At 72.3% G+C, this 2,523-nt stretch carries 1 protein-coding gene; it reads right to left on the reverse strand.

What is annotated here, in order from left to right:
* Nucleotides 1-1,329: hypothetical protein (locus ABZ656_RS56610; protein ID WP_360280356.1), on the reverse strand; the 1,329-nt coding region annotated here is incomplete at its 3' end.
* Nucleotides 1,330-2,523: the final 1,194 nt, after the last annotated feature.

A 2,523-nucleotide genomic window follows, 5' to 3' on the forward strand; every position in this document is an offset into this window, starting at 1 on the left:
GGCCTTCCGGTGCACCTCGTCCCAGGTGGCCCAATCCATCCGCCCGTCTTCCGGCCGCGAGCCTTCGGCCGCCTTGTACACCTCGGCCGCGGCCTCAAGCTCCAACCGGGCAGGCAGCCCCTGATTCCACTCCCTAATCAGCGCAATGGCCTTCCGGTGCACCTCGTCCCAGGTGGCCCAATCCATCCGCCCGTCTTCCGGCCGCGAGCCTTCGGCCGCCTTGTACACCTCGGCCGCGGCCTCTTCACCCCGGGTAGGCAGTCCCTGATTCCACTCCCTAATCAGCGCATTGACCTTCTGGCGCACCTCGTCCCAGGTGGCCAGATCCATCCGCCCGTCTTCCGGCCGCGAGCCTTCGGCCGCCTTGTACACCTCGGCCGCGGCCTCTTCACCGAACTCCGCCCGGACCCGCTCCTGCTCGGCCACCGGAAGGTCGTACGGCGGGAAGTCCGCGCGGTCCCTCGCCGTATCGAAGAACCGCTCGGCCGTAATCCGCGCACTGTCGGCCGCCGCGGCGATCTCGAATTCGTCCGGCAGCGCCCTGCTGAGGGCTCCGAACCTCTCGTCGAACAGCTCCCTGGAGATCCGGCCGCCTTGCAGCTCCTCCAGATCAGCCTGCCACCGCCCATTGAAACGGTTCTCGACCCTCTGCCGCCAGGACGGACCCTCGTGTGCCCCCCGCGCCTGCTGCCGCAGCAACCCGTCGGCCACCGTCTCAGCCGCCGGCAGGTGCTCCCGGTCCCGGAAGTCGTAGAACTCTGCCGACAGGTGCTTGATCAGCGCCCGCCGATACTGTGTCCCCTCAACGTCCGCCGGGCGGTTCGACTCGTACGGCTGCGCCTGCGCCTCCACCGGCGCACCGGACTCGTCCGCCAGCTCCTCGCGCAACAGCGCGGGCATGCCTTCCGGACGGTCCGTCCCGCCCGACCGCAACTGGTGCTCAACCTCGGCCATCCGGTAGGCCCTGGCCACCGGCTCGACCAACTCCTCCGGGAGACCGAGCCGCCTGGCCACCGTCTCCGGATCGTTGCCCGCCCGAGGCTCGGGCACCCCGTGGATGTTCTCCTGCTGATACGCCTCTTGAGCCGCGTCCAGGGCCTCGTTGGCCCGCTCCTGCTGCTGGGCCTTCTGTTCCTCGCTTGTGAACCTGTCCTCGGTGGTGCGGACAATCTCGTCCTTGGCACCACTCCACTCCTGGAAGCGCGCCGCCTCGGCAAGCGCGTCCTCATGGGGAGACAGCGGCCCACGCTGGGAGGCCGTCTCCGCGAAACCGGTCTCCGGCTCCGCGGAACCGGTGCGGTGCTCGTGCGCGGGCTCCGACGGACGCACCTCCGGCCGCGGACCGGGCGGTCGGGGCGGCGGGGGTGTTCCGTCTCCCGCCGCCGAACGCCCCGCTCCCGCCGTCGGGCGCTCCGCGGCGGGCCCGGCAACCGACGGATGGGCCGTGGCGTTCTGCCCGGCACCGTCGGACCGCCCGCCGTCGCGGCTCGTCGGAGGGGCAGCGTCCGCGGCCGACCGGCCGGCCCCCACCCTGGGAACGGCGTTCTCGGTGGCCGGCCTCGGGGGCAGCACCTCTCCGGCTTCGCGTACCGTTCCCGGCCGTTGGACGGCCCCGCCCCCGGCTACCACCGACGGCCTCTGCCCGGCCGGTACACCCGCAGAGGTCTCTCCGGTCCCCCGTGGAGCCGTCTGCGGCTGCCCTTCGGCGCCCGGCTCGCCGCCACGCACACCCCCTTGGGGGGCATGGCCCGCCGGCCCCGTCCCCGCCGACTGCGCGGCCGGAATCGGAGTGATCGAGGACGATTCCTCGGAGCCGGTCCGGTCCAGCGGCGGCCCGGCCAGCCCCTCCGGCGTGACGGAGGGAAGAGCCTCATCCCGGATCTGCGAGCCCTGGACGATCTCCTCGGATCGCCCGGTCGGCCGGACGTCATGTGCGCTCGGGACGTCATGGCTTTCGGAAACCCCGTGAATCGGCCCCAGCGAGTCCGCCGAGTGCGTCAGGCCGGGCTCGCCGACTGGTGTCGACTCAGGCGGCGCACCCGTCTCGACATTGTCGAGCCAGCCGTGAATATCCTGTTGCCGCTGCGGCAACAGCTGCTCCAGGCCCTCGAGCCGTGCCGGCGCCTCCTCGACACCGGACGTCGGGGTCTCGACCTCACCCCGGAGATCAGCAGGCCGCGGACCAAGCTGCTCCGTATGCGATACCCCGGACGACTCAGAGGCGTCAGGCGCCTCGAATCCCCGTAGGACGGGCGGCCTCCCCTCCGTGCCACTTCCCGAACCCTGCCGCCCACCGCCTCCGGACAGCCCGTCGGTACCGGACCGGCCAGCCGGTCGCTGGGCTGTCGCAAGGCCGTAGGTTACGTGCTCATCCGGACCGGCGACCGGCGGACCGTTGCTCTCGGTCGCGAACCCGGAGCTGCCCTGCCCCTGCCCCTGCCCCTGCCCCTGCCCCTGGGAGCCGCCTCCCCCCTCCCCGCCCTGCGAGGACGAGGCCGGTGCCTGCTGCGGTCCGGACTCCTC

This window comes from Streptomyces sp. NPDC007095 (assembly GCF_040634475.1).
Classification (GTDB): Bacteria; Actinomycetota; Actinomycetes; order Streptomycetales; family Streptomycetaceae; genus Streptomyces.